The organism is Methylobacterium oryzihabitans (genome assembly GCF_004004555.2).
Taxonomy (GTDB): Bacteria; Pseudomonadota; Alphaproteobacteria; order Rhizobiales; family Beijerinckiaceae; genus Methylobacterium; species Methylobacterium oryzihabitans.
The window spans coordinates 1-431 of record NZ_SACP01000169.1 but is presented as its reverse complement, the minus strand read 5'-3'; the positions used below and the strand labels follow the sequence as shown (position 1 = coordinate 431).

The following is a 431-nucleotide window of genomic DNA, read 5'->3' as shown; positions in this document are numbered from 1 at the left end:
ACATGCAGCTTGCCCAGCAACTGGCGCATGCTGGTGTTCTCGACGATGGTGCCGTGGTCGATGATGCCGATGTTGCGGCACAGCTGCTCAGCCTCTTCCAGGTAGTGGGTGGTGAGGATGATGGTGATGCCCTTCTGGTTCAGCTCGGTGAGAAAGCTCCACATGGAGCGGCGCAGTTCGATGTCCACACCTGCGGTGGGTTCGTCGAGGATCAACAGGCGCGGCTCGTGAATCAGCGCGCGGGCAATCATCAAGCGGCGCTTCATGCCGCCAGACAACGAACGAGACTGCACATCACGCTTGTCCCACAAGCCCAGCTGGGTCAGGTACTGCTCGGCGCGTTCCTTGGCCAGCTTGGGCGGAATACCGTAATAGCCGGCCTGGGTCACGACGATGTCGAAGGTTTTCTCGAACTGGTTGAAATTGAATTC

Annotated in this window: 1 protein-coding gene; it reads right to left on the bottom strand. The window is 58.9% G+C overall.

The window, feature by feature from the left end; translation table 11 throughout:
• Positions 1 to 431 (bottom strand): ABC transporter ATP-binding protein (locus EOE48_RS28895; RefSeq protein ID WP_148239834.1); only part of this gene is annotated, 431 nt, incomplete at both ends.